Consider the following 16,165-nt stretch of genomic DNA (forward strand, 5'->3'; position numbering starts at 1 on the left):
CAGGTCACGTGTTAAAAACCATATCAGATTGCCGCAAATTGTGTCCGAAGCCCTAGATCACTGAGCCTGGCGTGCTGGCCTTGAGGTGCCTGCGGCTATCCACCGCACCCGCCACAGTCAGCGCGTCGGCTTCGGCTTCGGTGATCGGGAAGCGCTCGCCGGCGAGGATGGCCACGGACATGCGCAGCTGTTCGTCGGTGACGATTTCGATCTCGGGGCCTTTGCCTTCGATGCGCAGTTTGTCGCCGATCAGGGTGCAGCGTTGAGTGCTTTCTTCGATCTCGATGGGCATGGTGGGGTCCTCCGGGGGCGGTTACAGGTTGTGACCACAGGTGGGGGGAGGTTGCTGCATCGGCGTGCCCGGTGGGCACTTTGCTGCTTGTACAAGGGTCAATCTTTTGAGGTGCTTGTGCAGGCCTCTTCGCGGGCAAGCCCGCTCCCACAGGTGCTGTGCAGCTCCTGAGTGCTGTGCGGTACCTGTGGGAGCGGGCTTGCCCGCGAAGAGGCCGGTGCAGGCAGCACATCCCTTCAGCCCGGTACCCAATCCATGGATCTGATCTGGCAAACCATCCAGGCCGAATTTGCCGACATCACCAATGAACGCGAGGTCGTGCAGATTCTCGTTCGCCTGCTGATGGCGGCGGTGCTAGGCGCTGTGCTGGGTTTCGAGCGCGAACACAAAGGCAAGTCCGCCGGGGTGCGCACGCACATGCTGGTGTCGTTGGGCGCGGCATTGTTCGTGCTGGCGCCCAGCATGGCCGGTGCCGACCAGCAGGCCCTGAGCCGGGTGATCCAGGGTATCGTCGCCGGCATCGGCTTTCTCGGCGCGGGCACCATCCTCAAGGGCAACGGCCAGGACACCAGCCATGTAAAAGGCCTGACCACCGCTGCGGGGCTGTGGATGACCGCTGCCATCGGTACCGCTGCAGGCATGGGGCGAGAAGCCACGGCACTGATCAGCACGGTGCTGGCGCTGCTGGTGTTGGGCACGATGCCGCTGCTGGTGGAGAAGGTCGAAAGGCAGGACGAGGAGAAGCAGAAAGAGGAGGAGGGCAGAAAGCACTGAGGGGAGCCGAAGCTCCCCTCAAAGCGTTGTTGCCTGCTCTTTTTTTATTATTGAGGCCAGCCTTTTATTGTTTTTATAGGCCAGCCTTGGTGTCGCGTGCAACCCCCATCCGGGGTCAAGAGCAAACGTATTTTTTTGAGCGCTGACCTGCTTTCATCCTGTGGATCCGAGCCTGACTGCCGCTACCTTCAGGTAGTTTTATTGTTCTGTGTCAGTCCGCGGGGCGAACCCCTGAAAAGCCTGTCGACTCCAAAAAAATCTGCTTGCTGCGCCTCTGCCGTGTTGTTCTTGTTATGTCAGAGCCGTTACATGTTGTTTTTATTGGTTGTCGCGTTTTTCTTGTTGTTGTACCAAACATATAGCAGGTGCCGTGCCAACTTTTAAAAAACCTTTGAAATCAATGCTTTGGCTGGATTCGGCGAAATCGGGGGACCTGAAATTCTGTCGATTTGTTTCCCTGTTACCCGATTTTTTGCTGGAAGCTGTGGGGGAGGTAACACTCACCCACACTCATGTGACACCTGCATGAAACTCATTGTGCGCTACGCGCTCGTGCCACCCGCGAACCGTTGGCCCGGCCCAGCACCGCACTGATGCGCTGCCCGGCGGCGATCAGCCGGTCGAGGTCGATGCCGGTCTCGATGCCCAGCCCTTGCAGCAGGTACAGCACATCCTCGGTGGCGATGTTGCCGGTCGCGCCCTTGGCGTAAGGGCAGCCGCCCAGGCCGGCGACCGAGCTGTCGAACACGTTGATACCTTCAAGCAGGCTGGCATACACGTTGGCCAGGGCCTGGCCATAGGTGTCATGGAAGTGCCCAGCCAGTTGCTCGCGTGGCACCACGCCCGACACCACCTCGAACAGCCGACGGGTGTCACCGGCTGTGCCGGTGCCGATGGTGTCACCCAGCGATACCTCGTAACAGCCCATGTCGTGCAGGGCCCTGGCTACCGGTGCTACCTGCTCGGCGCTGACCTTGCCTTCATAAGGGCAGCCCAGCACACAGGAAACGTAACCGCGCACCCGCACGCCGTGGCTGCGCGCGGCTTCCATGATTGGCTCGAAGCGCTGCAGGCTTTCGCTGATCGAGCAGTTGATGTTGCGCTGGGAGAAGGCCTCGGACGCGGCGGCAAACACCGCCACTTCCTTCACTCCGGCCGCCAGGGCGTCCTCGAAACCGCGCAGGTTGGGCGCCAGTGCGGCGTAGGTAACACCGGCGCGCTGCTGGATGCCGGCGAACACGTCGGCGGAGCCTGCCATCTGCGGCACCCATTTGGGCGAAACGAAACTGCCGACCTCGATGTAGCCGAGCCCGGCGTCGGTCAGGTCGTCGACCAGGCGCACCTTGTCGGCGACGCTGATGGGCTGGGCTTCGTTCTGCAGGCCGTCGCGGGGGCCGACTTCGACCAGGCGGACTGTTGCGGGCATGGGCATGGTGGGGTTCCTGTCAGCGTTTGTCGTTGTTGTTCAGGGTGGCGGCCAGGGCCTGTTCGCAGCGCTCCTGGGCGGTGTCCAGTTCCAGCTGCATCTGGTGGATGTCGAGCATCTGCTGTTCAAGCTGGGCGCGGCGTTCGGCGATCTTCGCCAGCATGCTGTGGAGCTGCTTGAGGTTGCCGCTGCTGGGGTCGTACAGCTCGATCAGCTCACGGCATTCGGCCAGCGAGAAGCCGATGCGCTTGCCACGCAGGATGAGCTTCAGGCTGACCTTGTCACGGGCCGAATAGATGCGCTCCAGGCCACGCCGCTCCGGGCTCAGCAGGCCCTGTTCCTCGTAGAAGCGGATGGCGCGGGTGGTGATGTCCAGTTCGCGGGAGAGGTCGGAGATGCTGTAGGTCTGGCTGCTCATGCTTGGGCTCGGCGTGGGGTATGCCAGTATCCTGAGGGCAGGTTGACGTTTACGTCAAGCAGTTCAGCCGGGCTGCCCCGTGCGCCGGTAGCCATTGGGCGTCTGCCCGCTCAGGCGCTTGAAAAAGCGCGCGAAGTAGGTGGGGTCGCTGAAGCCCAGGCTGTCCGACAGCTGGCCGATGCTCATGCGCGTATAGATGAGGTTGCGCTGTGCCTCCAGCAGCAGGCGCTGGTGGATCACCTGCAGCGCGGTCTGCCCGCTGAGGGCCCGGCACAGCTGGTTGAGCTGCAGGCTGGGGATGTTCAGGCGCGCGGCAAAGTCCTCTACCGACAGGTGCTCGCGGTAGTGCGCCTCGACCAGCCGCAGGTACTGCCCGAGCAACTGCCGGTCACGCTCGTCCCGGGTGCGGGGGGCTTGCCCCAGTTGCTGGCGGCGGCTGATCCACACCATCAGCGCGGTCACCAGCGCTTCGAGCATGGTCGCCCGCGCGGGGGCGTTGCCCTGGTATTCCTGCTGCAGCGTTTCGATCAGGCCGCGCAGCGGGATGCGGTCCTTGCCCAGCGGGTAACACGCCGCTTTCGCCAGCACCCCCAACGGCGCGCCCAGGCGCTGTTCGAGGTCGGCCACCAGCGCGGTGCCGAAAGTCAGCACATGGCCCTGGATATCGGCGCTGAAGCGAAAGCCGTGCACGGTCAGCGGTGGCACCACCTGTATCGCGGCCTCGGTAATGGCGCTGCGCACGCCCTCGATTTCCACCTGGGCCTTGCCGCGTTGCACATACAGCAACTGGAACAGCTCGGCGTGCTGGTGCGGCTTGATCTCCCAGTGGTGCAGGCGGCTGCGTGCCGGGATCGACTCGCAATGCAGCAGGTCGGTGCCGGGCCAGTGCTGGTTTTCGCCATATAACTGGAACAGCGGGACGCCGGGGAGGGTCGATTTCATATCAGGATTGCCTGTCCGTTAATCGAACGTTTTTTGTAAAAGTGCAGTTTTCGTATTGGATATCACACTTATTTGGCGGTTGTTGCCAGTAAAAATGCAAGGGCTAACCCCAATAACGAGATAAAAACAATGAACACTCAGGTTGCAATCATCGGTGCTGGTCCGTCCGGCCTGCTGCTCGGCCAGCTGCTGCACAAGGCGGGCATCGACACCGTCATCCTCGAACGCCAGACCCCCGAATACGTACTCGGCCGCATTCGCGCCGGGGTGCTTGAGCAAGGCACCGTCGACCTGCTGCGCGAAGCCGGCGTCGCCGAGCGCATGGACCGCGAAGGGCTGGTGCATGAAGGCGTCGAGCTGCTGGTCGCTGGCCGTCGCCAGCGCCTGGACCTGAAAGGCCTGACCGGCGGCAAGACGGTGATGGTCTACGGCCAGACCGAAGTCACCCGCGACCTGATGCAGGCCCGCGAAGCCAGCGGTGCGCCGATCATCTACTCCGCCAGCAACGTGCAGCCGCACGAACTGAAGGGCGAACGGCCCTACGTGACCTTTGAAAAGGACGGCCAGACCCACCGCCTGGACTGCGACTACATCGCCGGCTGCGACGGCTTCCACGGCGTGTCACGCAAGAGCATCCCCGAAGGCGTGCTCAAGGAGTACGAGCGGGTCTACCCGTTCGGCTGGCTGGGCATGCTGTCCGATACCCCGCCGGTCAACCACGAGCTGATCTACGCCCACCACGCGCGTGGCTTTTCGCTGTGCAGCCAGCGTTCGCAGACGCGCAGCCGCTATTACCTGCAGGTGCCGCTGGAAGAGCGGGTGGAAGACTGGTCTGACGAGCGCTTCTGGAACGAGCTCAAGGCGCGCCTGCCCGACGACGTGGCGCAGCAGCTGGTGACCGGGCCTGCGCTGGAAAAGAGCATCGCGCCCCTGCGCAGCCTGGTGGTCGAGCCGATGCAGTACGGCCATCTGTTCCTGGTTGGCGATGCCGCGCACATCGTCCCGCCGACCGGTGCCAAGGGCCTGAACCTGGCGGCCTCCGACGTCAACTACCTGTACCGGATCCTGGTCAAGGTGTACCGCGAGGGGCGCACCGACCTGCTGCAGCAGTACTCGCCGCTGGCCCTGCGCCGGGTCTGGAAGGGTGAGCGTTTCAGCTGGTTCATGACTCAGCTGCTGCATGACTTCGGCGAGCACAAGGATGCCTGGGACCAGAAGATGCAGGAGGCCGACCGCGAGTACTTCCTGACATCGCCGGCGGGGCTGGTGAACATTGCCGAGAACTATGTGGGGTTGCCTTACGAAGAGGTGGCCTGAGGGCGCTGGGGTACGGCGATAGAGGTTTGGCGCCTGTTAGATCGAGCGCCGCCCGCGCGGCGCATCGCGAGCTTTGCTCGCTCCTACGTTTGTTTCGGGCCAATTATTCCTGTGGGATTTGCGCGCGAACGCCTTGGCGCATGGCGCTATATAGCGTCGTACAAACCAGGCGGTCGCGCGCGTTAATCACGGGTACACTGGCCCGAAACAAACGTAGGAGCGAGCAAAGCTCGCGATGCGCCGCGCGGGCGGCGCTCGATCTCGCAGACGCCGAAAACCTTTCGGCGAACACCCGAAAGGACGCACGCCAATGCCCCGCCCCCTCTCATTCCTGAAAACCCTGATCACCGCCCTGTGCCTGACTACCGCCAGCGCCACGACCTGGGCTGACCAGATACTCCCCACATCACCAGAGCTGGAATCCGGCTACCGCAGCGCCCTGCAGCCGGTGCACGCCAACCGGCACATGGTCGCCGCTGCCAACCCCCTGGCCAGCGAGGCCGGGCGGGCAATGCTGCGTGCCGGTGGCAGCGCCATCGATGCGGCGATCGCCATGCAGATGGTGCTGACCCTGGTCGAACCGCAATCCAGCGGCATTGGCGGCGGCGCATTCATCCTGTACTGGGACGGCCAGCGCGTGCAGGCCTTCGACGGCCGTGAAGCCGCACCGGCCGGGGTGACGGAAAGGTTGTTCCTGCAAGCGGACGGGTCGCCCATGCCGTTTCGCGCAGCGCAGATCGGCGGGCGCTCGGTGGGGGTGCCGGGCGTGCTGCGGGCGCTGAAGCTGGCCCATGATCAGCACGGCAAACTGCCGTGGAAGGATTTGTTCGCGCCAGCCATCGCCCTGGCGCGCAATGGTTTTGCGGTTTCCGAACGGCTGCATACGCTGGTGGCCGGCGACCCCTTCATCGCCCGCTCGCCGGCCATGGCGCGCTATTTCCTGGATGACCGGGGCGAGCCGCTGGCCGTCGGCACGATCCTGCGCAACCCTGCGCTCGCACAGACCTTCGAACGCATTGCAGAGCAGGGCGTCGATGCTTTCTACAAGGGCGAGATTGCCGAAGCCATGGTGGCTGAAGTGCGTCACCACACCAATGCCGGGCAGTTGTCACTGGAGGATTTGCAGGGTTACCAGGCCAAAGTGCGCGAACCGGTCTGTGGCCCATACAAGGCCTGGAAGATTTGCGGCATGCCGCCACCGTCGTCCGGCGGGGTGACCGTGTTGCAGACCTTGGGCATTCTCGACGCCCTGCAGCACACCTCGGCGGAGCGCGACCTGGCCAAACTGCCGCCGCATCAGGTGCCCTCCGTGGTGGGGCTCGAACCCGCGCCGCAGGCCGTGCACCTGATGGCCGAAGCCGAGCGCCTGGCCTACGCCGACCGCGCCCTGTACCTGGCCGATAGCGATTACGTGCCGGTGCCGGTCAAGGCGCTGCTCGACCCGGGCTACCTCGCCGAACGCGCCAGGCGGGTCGGCGAGTACAGCATGAAACATGCCCGCCCGGGCACCCCGCAAGGTGCCAACCTGGCGCTGGCGCCGGACCGCTCGCCGCTGCGGATTTCCACCTCGCACTTGTCAGCCGTCGACGACAGCGGCCAGGCCCTGGCCATGACCACATCCGTCGAGTCGGCGTTCGGTTCGCACCTGATGGTCGGCGGATTCCTGCTGAACAACCATCTGACCGACTTTTCCTTCCTGCCCGCGGAAAACGGCAAGCCCGTGGCCAACCGGGTGCAGCCGGGCAAGCGCCCACTGTCGGCGATGGCGCCAACCCTGGTGTTCTCGCGTGCCTCTGGCGAGCTGGTGGCAAGCCTCGGCTCCCCCGGTGGCTCGCAGATCATCGGCTACGTGAACAAGGCGTTGATCGGCCTGCTGGACTGGCACCTCGACCCGCAACAGGCGGCCAACCTGCCCAATTTCGGCAGCCGCAACGCCGGCACCGAAGTGGAGGCCGGGCTGGTCAGCCCGGCACTGACCCGCCAGCTGGCTGCCTGGGGCCATGAGGTCACGCCGCTGACCATGACCAGTGGCCTGCAGATCATCCAGCGCACCCCCGAGGGTTGGGCCGGTGGCGCCGACCCACGGCGCGAGGGGGTGGCGCTCGGCGACTAGCCCGGCGCATTGCCGGGCCAGGGTTCGCGTGGTAGAAGTCAGTCTTGTCATTCAGTCGTTGAATACCCAGATGTCCATCAGCGTTAAATCGAATAGAGCCCTGTTCGACCTCGACCTGTTGCGCGCCATTGTCGTGGTGGCCGATTGCGGCAGCTTCACCACGGCCGCCGCACGCCTGCACTCGACCCAGTCGACCATCAGCCAGAAGGTGCGCCGCCTCGAAGACATGGTCGGCCACCGCCTGCTGGTGCGCGGCAACCGCGACGTGCTGCCGACCGACGCCGGCCAGACCCTGCTCGGTTACGCCCGGCACATGCTGGCGCTGAACGACCAGATGCTCGAAGCCCTGGCTGGGGCCATGGTCGGGGTCACCGTGCGCCTGGGCGTGCCCGAGGACTTCGTCGGCGGGCGCACCACCAATGCGCTGTCGGCGTTCAGCCGCCTGCACCCGCAGGTCAAGCTGGAAGTCACCAGCGGCCTGTGCCGCGACCTCAGCCAGGCCTACGACAACGGTGAGCTCGACTTGGTGCTGCTCAAGCAGCGGCGCAACAGCCGCGAGGGGGTGGCCTGCTGGCCCGAGCGCCTGCAGTGGATCGACAGCGCGCGCCTGCCAGCCTTCGAGCTCGACCCGATCCCGCTGGTAACCTTCCCGCCGCGCGGGCTGTACCGCGAAGACATGATCAGTGCCATCGAAGGCATGGGCCGGCGCTGGCGCATCAGCTTCACCAGTTCCAGCCTCAGTGGCATCCAGGCGGCGGTGGCCGACGGCATGGGCATCAGCCTGCTGCCGCCCCGGGCGGCCACCGGTGAACACCGGGTGCTGGGGCAGGCGCAGGGCTTGCCGGAGGTGGACAGCTACGAGATCGTCATCGTGCACAAGCCGACGGCGGATGCGATGGTCAAGGACCTGGCAGGGGTGATGTCGCAGTTGCTTGCGGCAGGTGGAATCTGACCCAACTTCCCAAGCTTGCATAATCCCTGTGGGAGCGGGTTTATCGAGGCGTCGAACCGCCGCGAACACCGGCACAGCCGGTGCCATACACCGCGGTGCCTGCTTCGCGGGCGCGCCCGCTCCCACAGGGTCAGCATTTCAGGTCGATGACTACGGCATGCCGAGCCACTCCGGCAGTGCCAGCGAAATGAACGGCACGTAGGTCACCAGCACCAGGAACAGCAGCAGGATCGACAGCCATGGCAGCGCCGCGCGGATCGTCTGCCCCAGGGTCAGCCCGGTCACCGCCGAGGTGACGAACAGGTTCAGCCCCACCGGTGGGTGCACCAGGCCGATCTCCATGTTCACCACCATCACGATGCCCAGGTGAATCGGATCGATGCCCAGCTTCATGGCGATCGGGAAGAAGATCGGCGCCAGGATCAGGATGATCGCCGACGGCTCCATGAAGCTGCCAGCCACCAGCAGCACGATGTTGACCATGATCAGGAAGCCGATCGGCGTCAGGCCCTCGGACATCACCCACTGGGTGATCTGCTGGGGGATCTGCTCGGTGGTCAGCACATGGGCGAAGAGCATGGCGTTGGCGATGATGAACAGCAGCATGATGGTCAGCCGGCCCGACTCCAGCAGCACTTTCGGGCAGTCACGCAGGCGCATGTCCTTGTACACGAACAGCGCGATGAACGCCGAGTACACCGCCGCCACGGCCGCCGCTTCGGTGGGGGTGAACATGCCGCTGTAGATGCCGCCGAGGATGATCACCAGCAGCAACAGGCCCCAGAAGGCACGCCGGGCAGTGCCCAGCCATTCGGCGAAGCTGGCCCGTGGCTGGGCCGGCAGCTTCTTGATGCGGGCGACGATGTAGATCGCGATCATCAGAAACACGCCGAGCAGTATCCCAGGCACCACGCCGGCCATGAACAGCTTGCCGACCGAGGTTTCGGTGGCCGCCGAGTACACCACCATGACGATCGACGGCGGGATCAGGATGCCCAGGGTACCGGCGTTGCAGATGATCCCGGCGCCGAACTCGCGTGGGTAGCCGGAGCGCACCATGCCGGCCACGGCAATCGAGCCGACGGCGGCGACAGTGGCCGGCGACGAACCCGACAACGCGGCGAACAGCATGCACGCCAGCACCGCGGCAATGGCCAGGCCACCTCGGATATGCCCGACACAGGCGTTGGCGAAGTCGATCAGGCGCTGGGCCACGCCACCGGTGGTCATGAACGCGCCCGACAGCAGGAAGAACGGGATGGCCAGGAAGGTGTAGCTGTCGGAGGTCTCGAACAGCTTGATCGCCAGCGAGCTCAGCGAATCCTGGCTGAACAGCAGGATCGACAGCGCCCCCGACAGGCCCAGCGAGATGGCGATCGGCACGCCGAGGAACATGAATACGAACAGCAGCAGGAACAGGCAGATAACCGTCATCAGTGGTGCTCCTCACCGGGGTTGGCCAGCTTGCTGGCTTCGGCGGCCTCGTCGGCCAGGCCCAGGCCGTACTGGCGGTGGGTGAACAGGCGGTAGAGGATTTCCAGGTAGCGGACGATCACCAGGGCGAAGCCCAGCGGCACGATCAGCGCGATATGGCCGACCTTGATGCCGTAGCGGTCCAGGTCTTCGGCGCCGATGCCGGCCACCAGCACCGCGCTCACCCACTTGATGCTCGCCACCAGGAACAGCCCGGCATAGGCCAGGCAGCAGGCACAGGCGATCATTGCCAGCACCCGTTGCACCGGCTTGCGGGTACGCCGAACCAGCACGTCGACGCCGAGGTGGCCGGCAGTACGCACGCCGTAGGCGATGCCGAAGAAGATCAGCCAGCCGAACAGGGCCTTGGTCAGGGCGATGCTCCAGGTCATTTCCTGGGCGTAGGCCATCAGGTGGTCGCCGATGCCAAGCAGCAGGTCGCTGGCGAATGCCCAGTGGTCACTGAGCGTGTAGAACATCGTGTAGAGGTTGTTCAGTGCCACGTAGAGGAAGGTCACCAAGGTCATGGCCGCCAGGAGAAAGGCGATCATGCCTTCCTCGAAGTGCTCCCAGACACGCCTGAGCGATTGCATAGGAATTCTCCAGACAGAGAGAGGGCAGGCCACCCGTGGAGCGGGTGGCCCGGGCAGGGCGCATGAAGGGTCAGGAGGCCTTGTTGGCGTCGTCGGCGGCCTTGATCAGGTCGGCGCCGATCTGGTCGGAGAATTTCTCCCACACCGGGCGCATGGCTTCGCGCCATTGCGCGCGCTGCTCGGCGGTCAGCGCGTCGATTTCGCTGGTCTTGGCGTCGATGATCTTCTGTCGGGAAGTCTGGTTGAGGGCTTCGGCCTGCTTGTTCACCTCGACGGTGACGTCGTCCATGATCTTCTGCAGCTCGCCCCGCACGTCTTGCGGCAGGCCGTTCCAGAACTTGGCGTTGGTGATCACCATGTAGTCGATCAGGCCGTGGTTGGTCTCGGTGAAGAACGGCTGCACCTCGTTGACCTTCTGGCTTTCGTAGTTCGACCAGGTGTTTTCGGTGCCGTTGACGGTGCCGGTCTGCAGGCCCTGGTAGACCTCGGCGAAGCTCATCTTGCGCGGGTTGGCGCGGATCGCCTTGAACTGCTCTTCCAGCACGCTGGAGGCCTGCACGCGGTATTTCAGGCCACGGGCGTCCTTGGGCAGGATCACCTTCTTGTTCGCCGACAGCTGCTTGAGGCCGTTGTGCCAGTAGGCCAGGCCACGGATGCCCTTGTCTTCCATCGAGGTCAGCAGCGCCTTGCCTTGCGGGCCTTGCTGGAAGCGGTCGACGGCGGCCAGGTCGTTGAACAGGAACGGCAGGTCGAAGATCTGCACCTGCTTGTTGTAGTGCTCGAACTTGGCCAGTGACGGCGCCAGCATCTGCACGTCACCGAGCAGCAGGGCTTCCATTTCCTTGCCGTCGCCGAACAGCGAGGAGTTGGGGTAGACCTCGACCTTGACCTTGTCCTTGAGCTGCGGGTCGTCGGCGACCCGTTTCTGGAACATCAGCGCGCCCTGGCCCTTGGGCGTGCTGTCGGCCACCACGTGGGCGAACTTGATGACAATCGGGTCGGCGGCCTGGGCCAGGCCGGCCATGGACACTGCGGCGGCGCAGAACAGCGCCTGGGTCAGCTTCAACATCGGTGTCACCTCTGATTTATTGTTGTAGGAGGAGTGGAGTAAAGATGGACCAACGGGCTGCGTGTGGAGAATCAGCATTTGTATAACCCAGCGTTCGGGTTTGCTTAACACCGTCACCTGTACCGGCCTCTTCGCGGGCACGCCCGCTCCCACAGGTACTGCACAGGGCTTGAGAGCTGTGGTGTCCCTGTGGGAGCGGGCGTGCCCGCGAAGAGGCCGGAATGTTCAGTCGAGATGCCCTGCCAGCAACCGCTGCGCCCGCAACACCACCGGCGCATCGACCATCTGCCCATCGAGCTGGAAGGCCCCGGCGCCATTGGCCGCCTCGCTGGCCGCCAGCACCCGCCGCGCCCAGGCCAGCTCCTCGGCACTCGGCGCCAGCGCTGCATGAATCACCGCCACCTGCTGCGGATGAATGCACAACGCCCCGCCGTAGCCCATGTCATAGGCATGGCGCATGGCCCGTTGCAGCCCCTCGGCATCGGCGATGGCCGGGAACACGCCATCCAGCGGCGGCAGCAGGTCGGCCCCCCGCGAATGCAGTTGCACCGCCATGCGCGCCTGGTCGAGAAACTGCCGGGCCGCCTCGCTCTCGGTGTTCAAGCCCAGGTCCAGCGCCAGGTCGAGGCTGCCGAACGACAAGCGCTCGACGCCTTCTGCCGCTGCAATCTGCGCCAGCGCCAGCAAGCCCTTGGCACTCTCGATGATGGGCCACACCGGCTTGCCGCCGTGCCAGGCGACCGCCACTTGGGCGGCATTCTCCACCTTGGGCAACAGCAGCCCGGCGACCCCCGGCTGCTGCGCGCAAAAGGCCAGGTCGGCGGCGTGCTGCGGGTGCTGCGGGGCATTGACCCGCACCCATACCGAGGCCTGCGGCGTGGCCTGCAGAAAAGCCGCCAGGTTGTCGCGGGCCTGGGGCTTCAGCGCTTCCTCGACGGCATCCTCGAAGTCGACGATCACCCCATCGGCACCCGCCGCCAGGGCCTTGGCGAATCGCTCGGGCCGGCTGCCAGGCACAAACAGTGCGGAGCGCACCCGGTTCATACAACGCCTCCTGCGGCCAGGCTGGCGCGCTGTTCGGCGGTCAGGCCCAGTTCCGCGAGGATGCCCTCGGTGTGCTGCCCCAGCGCCGGCACGGCGTCCATGCGTGGGGTGAAGGCAGCATTGCGCCCCGGTGGCAGCAGCGAGGGCAACTTGCCGGCCGGGCTGTCCACTTCGCGCCAGCTGTCGCGGGCCTGCAGCTGCGGGTGCTGCCACACGCCGTGCATGTCGTTGACCCGGGCGTTGGCGATCTGTGCGTCTTCCAGGCGCGCCACCACCTCGTCCAGCGACAGGCTGGCGAACCCGTCGACGATGATCTGGCGCAGCACCTCGCGGTTTTCCGAACGCTTGAAGTTGGCGCTGAAGCGGTCGTCGCTGGCCAGCGCCGGGTCGAGCAGCACCTTCTCGCAGAACAGCGCCCATTCCCGTTCGTTCTGCAGGCCGAGCATGATCGTGCCGCCACCGCCGGTGGGGAACGGCCCGTACGGGTAGATGGTCGAGTGCGAGGCGCCGGCGCGCGGCGGTGGCGGTGCGCCGTCGTAGGCGTAGTACATCGGGTAGCCCATCCATTCCACCAGGCTTTCCAGCATCGACACATCGATGCGGCTGCCCAGGCCGGTCTTGTCGCGCAGCAGCAGCGCCGACAGCACACCGGTGTAGGCATACATGCCGGCGGCGATGTCGGCGATCGAGCAGCCGGCCTTGGCCATCTCCTCGTCACCGGGGCCGCCGGTCACCGAGAGGAAACCGCCCTCGCTCTGTATCAGCAGGTCGTAGGCCTTCTTCTTTTCATAAGGGCCGCCCGCGCCGTAGCCGGAGATGTCGCACACGATCAACCGTGGGAATCGCGCGTGCAGGCGTTCGAACGACAGGCCCATGCGTGCCGCCGCACCGGGCGCGAGGTTTTGCACGAGCACGTCGGCCTTGGCCAGCAGGGCGTCGAGGATGCCGTCGGCGGCCTGCTGCTTGAGGTCGAGGGTGAGGCTTTCCTTGGAGCGGTTGGTCCACACGAAGTGCGAGGCCAGGCCGTCGACGCGCTGGTCGTAGCCACGGGCGAAGTCGCCACTGCCAGGCCGTTCGACCTTGATCACGCGGGCGCCTAGGTCGGCCAGCTGGCGGGTGCAGAAGGGCGCTGCGATGGCATGCTCCAGGCTGACGACGGTGATGCCGTCCAGCGGGCGGGGTGCGGTTTGCGTCATGGGGTCACCTGTTCATCATCAGTGCAGTGCGGCCAGCGAGCGCGCATCGCGCAGCTGCCAGACCTGCTCGATCAAGGCCTGGCCCTGGGCCGGGCTGCGGGCGCCGGAATAGGCCAGCAGGCGCTGGAACTTGGCTTCCAGCTCCGGGCGCGAAAGGGTGTTGCCAGGGTCGCCCTTGGGCTCATCAATGGCGGCGCTGAAATGGCGGCCGTCGCTGCAGGTGACCTCGACCCGGCCCAGCCAGCGGGCCGGGTAGGCGGCGTCCACTTCAGGGTCCAGTTGCATCTGCACCTTGTCGCGCAAGGCAGCGACCCGTGGGTCGGTCAACGCCAGGTCGCGGAATTCGATGAGCTGCGCGCTGCCATGCACGGCGATCAGGCCGAGCACGGTGCCCATGGAGAACTTGGCCTGGTGCACGGTGGTGGGCGTGGTGACCCGGCCCAGTACATCGATGGCGCCCTGGTGCACGCGGGTGACCACCTTGGCGATCTGCTCATGCGTCAGGCCTTCGCGTTGCATCAGGTGCAGCAGTGCATCGGCCGCAGGGTGGGTATGGCGGCACGAGGCGTGGAACTTGAACGAAGTTTCCACCAGCGCCCAGCGCGTGCCCAGGCGGTCGCTCAGGCGCGCCGGGTCGGCATCGCTGGACATGCCGGCGGCCAGGCCCTGGTCGCCTTCGAGGATATTGCGCGCGCCGGTCAGGCCATCGGCGGTCAGGTAGGCAGCGAGCAGGCCATCGGCGGCGGCCTTGGCCGTGTGCAGCTGCTTCGAGTCGGCGGCGTCGCGCAGGAATTCCCAAAGCCCGGCGGCCTGGGTGCCGGCGCTGCCGAGCAGGTTGATGAACTGTTCCTTGTCGAAGCCCAACAACTTGCCGACGCCCACGGCGGCGGCCAGGGTGCCGACGGTGGCGGTGGTGTGGAAGATGCGGTAATGCGAACGGCCAAGGAATTCACCGATGCGGATGCCCGCTTCGTAACCGGCGACCGCGGCCAGCAACAGTTCCTGGCCGGACTTGCCAAGGTCCTGTGCTGCTGCCAGCACGGCGGAAAACACCACCGTGGCCGGGTGCAGCACCGAGCTGTTGTGCAGGTCGTCCTGTTCGACCAGGTGCGAGGCCGCGCCATTGACCAGCGCGGCGAAGTAGGGTGACGAGGTACGCCCACTGGTCAGTACGCGGGCGCTGCCTTGGGCGGGGCCCATGCGCTCGGCGTAGCGCTCGAACAGCGGGATCGGGTGCGCGCCCTGGCTGGCCAGGGCCGAGCCGAGCCAGTCGAGGAACAGGTCTTCGGTGCGGGCCAGCACAGGGCCGGGGATGTGGGCGTACTGCAGGTCGGCGAGGAAGCCCGCCAGGGCTTGGGTATGCTGCATGTTCAGGCCCTCAGAAGCTGCGTGGCAGCTCGAGCAGGTGCTCGGCCACGTAGGACAGGATCAGGTTGGTGGAGATCGGCGCCACCTGGTACAGGCGGGTTTCGCGGAACTTGCGCTCGACGTCGTATTCGCAGGCAAAGCCGAAGCCACCGTGGGTCTGCAGGCAGGCATTGGCCGCCTCCCACGAGGCCTTGGCCGCCAGGTACTTGGCCATGTTGGCGCTGGCCCCGGCGTTCTGCCCGCTGTCGTACTCGGCGCAAGCGCGCCAGCGCATCAGGTCGGCGGCCTCGAGCTCGATATGGGCTTCGGCGATGGGGAACTGCACGCCCTGGTTCTGCCCGATCGGGCGGCCGAACACCAAGCGGTCGCGGGCGTAGGCGCTGGCTTTTTCGACGAACCAGCGGCCGTCACCGATGCACTCGGCGGCGATCAGCGTGCGCTCGGCATTGAGGCCGTCGAGGATGTAGCGGAAGCCTTTGCCTTCCTCGCCGATCAGGCTGCTGGCTGGCAGTTCGAGGTTGTCGAAGAACAGCTCGTTGGTCTCGTGGTTGACCATGTTGGCGATCGGCTGCACGGTCAGGCCGTTGCCGATGGCTTCGCGCAGGTCGACCAGGAAGATCGACATGCCTTCGGACTTTTTCTTCACCTCTGGCAAGGGCGTGGTGCGCGCCAGCAGGATCATCAGGTCCGAGTGCTGGATGCGCGAGATCCATACCTTCTGGCCATTGATCAGGTATTTATCGCCCTGGCGCACGGCGGTGGTCTTGATCTTGGTGGTGTCGGTGCCGGTGGTGGGCTCGGTCACGCCCATCGACTGCAGGCGCAGTTCGCCGCTGGCGAGCTTGGGCAGGTAGTGGCGCTTCTGTTCCTCGCTGCCGTGGCGCAGCAGGGTGAACATGTTGTACATCTGCCCGTGCACGGTGCCGGAGTTGCCACCGCAGGCGTTCACCTCTTCGAGGATCACCGAGGCCTCGGCCAGGCCCAGGCCCGAGCCGCCATATTCTTCGGGGATCATCGCCGACAGCCAGCCGGCGTCGGTCATGGCCTTGACGAAGGCTTCCGGGAAGCCTTTCTGTTCATCGATCTTGCGCCAGTAGCTGGCGTCGAACTCGGCGCACAAGGCGCGCACGCCTTCGCGGATGGCATTGAGGTCATCGCTGTCGTACGTATGCATGCGGGGTGTTCCCT

15 protein-coding genes are annotated in these 16,165 nt (G+C 65.4%); 4 read left to right on the top strand and 11 right to left on the bottom strand.

Annotated features, from left to right (window positions below; all coding sequences use genetic code 11):
• Positions 1–52: 52 nt before the first annotated feature.
• Positions 53–292: a DUF3203 family protein gene (locus tag CAF78_RS25095; protein WP_085679348.1), complete on the bottom strand. Its 240-nt coding sequence runs from the start codon at positions 290–292 to the stop codon at positions 53–55.
• Positions 293–547: 255 nt separating this feature from the next.
• Here CAF78_RS25095 and CAF78_RS25100 point away from each other — a divergent pair, with 255 nt between their 5' ends.
• Positions 548–1,066 (top strand): MgtC/SapB family protein, encoded by a 519-nt coding sequence (locus tag CAF78_RS25100; protein WP_085679351.1) that lies wholly within the window; start codon positions 548–550, stop codon positions 1,064–1,066.
• Positions 1,067–1,598: 532 nt separating this feature from the next.
• On the opposite strand, the gene CAF78_RS25105 is transcribed toward CAF78_RS25100, so the two are convergent.
• The 3 genes from CAF78_RS25105 to CAF78_RS25115 all read right to left on the bottom strand — a co-directional run bounded on the left by CAF78_RS25105 (position 1,599) and on the right by CAF78_RS25115 (position 3,852).
• Positions 1,599–2,498 (bottom strand): hydroxymethylglutaryl-CoA lyase, encoded by a 900-nt coding sequence (locus CAF78_RS25105; RefSeq protein WP_085679354.1) that lies wholly within the window; start codon positions 2,496–2,498, stop codon positions 1,599–1,601.
• 13 nt (positions 2,499–2,511) lie between these two features.
• A complete protein-coding gene (locus CAF78_RS25110) occupies positions 2,512–2,910 on the bottom strand; it encodes a MerR family DNA-binding transcriptional regulator (protein WP_060513138.1) in 399 nt (132 codons plus the stop codon).
• Positions 2,911–2,973: 63 nt separating this feature from the next.
• On the bottom strand, positions 2,974–3,852 hold the full coding sequence (locus CAF78_RS25115; RefSeq protein WP_085679357.1) for a helix-turn-helix domain-containing protein: 879 nt from the start codon (positions 3,850–3,852) through the stop codon (positions 2,974–2,976).
• Positions 3,853–3,981: 129 nt separating this feature from the next.
• On the opposite strand from CAF78_RS25115, the gene pobA reads away from it, so the two are divergent.
• From pobA to CAF78_RS25130, 3 genes are all read left to right on the top strand, one after another.
• Positions 3,982–5,169, top strand: a complete 1,188-nt coding sequence (gene pobA / locus CAF78_RS25120; protein ID WP_085679360.1) for a 4-hydroxybenzoate 3-monooxygenase — start codon at positions 3,982–3,984, stop codon at positions 5,167–5,169.
• 310 nt (positions 5,170–5,479) lie between these two features.
• Entirely contained in the window at positions 5,480–7,282 is a 1,803-nt protein-coding gene (gene ggt, locus CAF78_RS25125) for a gamma-glutamyltransferase (protein ID WP_085679363.1), read from the top strand.
• A 70-nt stretch (positions 7,283–7,352) separates the two neighbouring features.
• Positions 7,353–8,234, top strand: a complete 882-nt coding sequence (locus CAF78_RS25130) for a LysR substrate-binding domain-containing protein (protein WP_085679366.1) — start codon at positions 7,353–7,355, stop codon at positions 8,232–8,234.
• A gap of 150 nt (positions 8,235–8,384) precedes the next feature.
• Here the strand turns inward: CAF78_RS25130 and dctM are convergent, their stop codons facing one another.
• The 7 genes from dctM to CAF78_RS25165 all read right to left on the bottom strand — a co-directional run bounded on the left by dctM (position 8,385) and on the right by CAF78_RS25165 (position 16,151).
• Entirely contained in the window at positions 8,385–9,668 is a 1,284-nt protein-coding gene (gene dctM / locus CAF78_RS25135) for a C4-dicarboxylate TRAP transporter large permease protein DctM (RefSeq protein ID WP_085679369.1), read from the bottom strand.
• Positions 9,668–10,300, bottom strand: coding sequence for a TRAP transporter small permease (locus CAF78_RS25140; protein WP_085679372.1), 633 nt, complete (start codon positions 10,298–10,300; stop codon positions 9,668–9,670). Before CAF78_RS25140 ends, dctM begins: the two co-directional genes overlap by 1 nt.
• Positions 10,301–10,370: 70 nt before the next feature.
• Positions 10,371–11,369 carry a TRAP transporter substrate-binding protein gene (locus CAF78_RS25145; RefSeq protein ID WP_085679375.1) on the bottom strand — a complete coding sequence of 333 codons (999 nt, stop codon included), beginning with the start codon at positions 11,367–11,369 and terminating at the stop codon, positions 10,371–10,373.
• Between the two features lie 225 nt (positions 11,370–11,594).
• Positions 11,595–12,413 carry a CoA ester lyase gene (locus tag CAF78_RS25150; RefSeq protein WP_085679378.1) on the bottom strand — a complete coding sequence of 273 codons (819 nt, stop codon included), beginning with the start codon at positions 12,411–12,413 and terminating at the stop codon, positions 11,595–11,597.
• Positions 12,410–13,609, bottom strand: a complete 1,200-nt coding sequence (locus CAF78_RS25155; RefSeq protein ID WP_085679381.1) for a CaiB/BaiF CoA-transferase family protein — start codon at positions 13,607–13,609, stop codon at positions 12,410–12,412. Before CAF78_RS25155 ends, CAF78_RS25150 begins: the two co-directional genes overlap by 4 nt.
• 18 nt (positions 13,610–13,627) lie before the next feature.
• Entirely contained in the window at positions 13,628–14,977 is a 1,350-nt protein-coding gene (locus CAF78_RS25160; RefSeq protein WP_085679384.1) for an MmgE/PrpD family protein, read from the bottom strand.
• Positions 14,978–14,987: 10 nt separating this feature from the next.
• Positions 14,988–16,151, bottom strand: coding sequence for an acyl-CoA dehydrogenase family protein (locus tag CAF78_RS25165; RefSeq protein WP_085679387.1), 1,164 nt, complete (start codon positions 16,149–16,151; stop codon positions 14,988–14,990).
• Positions 16,152–16,165 lie beyond the last annotated feature (14 nt).

Origin of the sequence: Pseudomonas sp. R28(2017) (assembly GCF_002112505.1) — a bacterium.
GTDB lineage: Bacteria > Pseudomonadota > Gammaproteobacteria > Pseudomonadales > Pseudomonadaceae > Aquipseudomonas.

Bases quoted from the DNA above. Each gene is read 5' to 3' on its own strand.
- CAF78_RS25095 (WP_085679348.1), bottom strand. From the start codon at position 292: ATGCCCATCGAGATCGAAGAAAGCACTCAACGCTGCACCCTGATCGGC.
- CAF78_RS25100 (WP_085679351.1), top strand. From the start codon at position 548: ATGGATCTGATCTGGCAAACCATCCAGGCCGAATTTGCCGACATCACC.
- CAF78_RS25105 (WP_085679354.1), bottom strand. From the start codon at position 2,498: ATGCCCATGCCCGCAACAGTCCGCCTGGTCGAAGTCGGCCCCCGCGAC.
- CAF78_RS25110 (WP_060513138.1), bottom strand. From the start codon at position 2,910: ATGAGCAGCCAGACCTACAGCATCTCCGACCTCTCCCGCGAACTGGAC.
- CAF78_RS25115 (WP_085679357.1), bottom strand. From the start codon at position 3,852: ATGAAATCGACCCTCCCCGGCGTCCCGCTGTTCCAGTTATATGGCGAA.
- pobA (WP_085679360.1), top strand. From the start codon at position 3,982: ATGAACACTCAGGTTGCAATCATCGGTGCTGGTCCGTCCGGCCTGCTG.
- ggt (WP_085679363.1), top strand. From the start codon at position 5,480: ATGCCCCGCCCCCTCTCATTCCTGAAAACCCTGATCACCGCCCTGTGC.
- CAF78_RS25130 (WP_085679366.1), top strand. From the start codon at position 7,353: ATGTCCATCAGCGTTAAATCGAATAGAGCCCTGTTCGACCTCGACCTG.
- dctM (WP_085679369.1), bottom strand. From the start codon at position 9,668: ATGACGGTTATCTGCCTGTTCCTGCTGCTGTTCGTATTCATGTTCCTC.
- CAF78_RS25140 (WP_085679372.1), bottom strand. From the start codon at position 10,300: ATGCAATCGCTCAGGCGTGTCTGGGAGCACTTCGAGGAAGGCATGATC.
- CAF78_RS25145 (WP_085679375.1), bottom strand. From the start codon at position 11,369: ATGTTGAAGCTGACCCAGGCGCTGTTCTGCGCCGCCGCAGTGTCCATG.
- CAF78_RS25150 (WP_085679378.1), bottom strand. From the start codon at position 12,413: ATGAACCGGGTGCGCTCCGCACTGTTTGTGCCTGGCAGCCGGCCCGAG.
- CAF78_RS25155 (WP_085679381.1), bottom strand. From the start codon at position 13,609: ATGACGCAAACCGCACCCCGCCCGCTGGACGGCATCACCGTCGTCAGC.
- CAF78_RS25160 (WP_085679384.1), bottom strand. From the start codon at position 14,977: ATGCAGCATACCCAAGCCCTGGCGGGCTTCCTCGCCGACCTGCAGTAC.
- CAF78_RS25165 (WP_085679387.1), bottom strand. From the start codon at position 16,151: ATGCATACGTACGACAGCGATGACCTCAATGCCATCCGCGAAGGCGTG.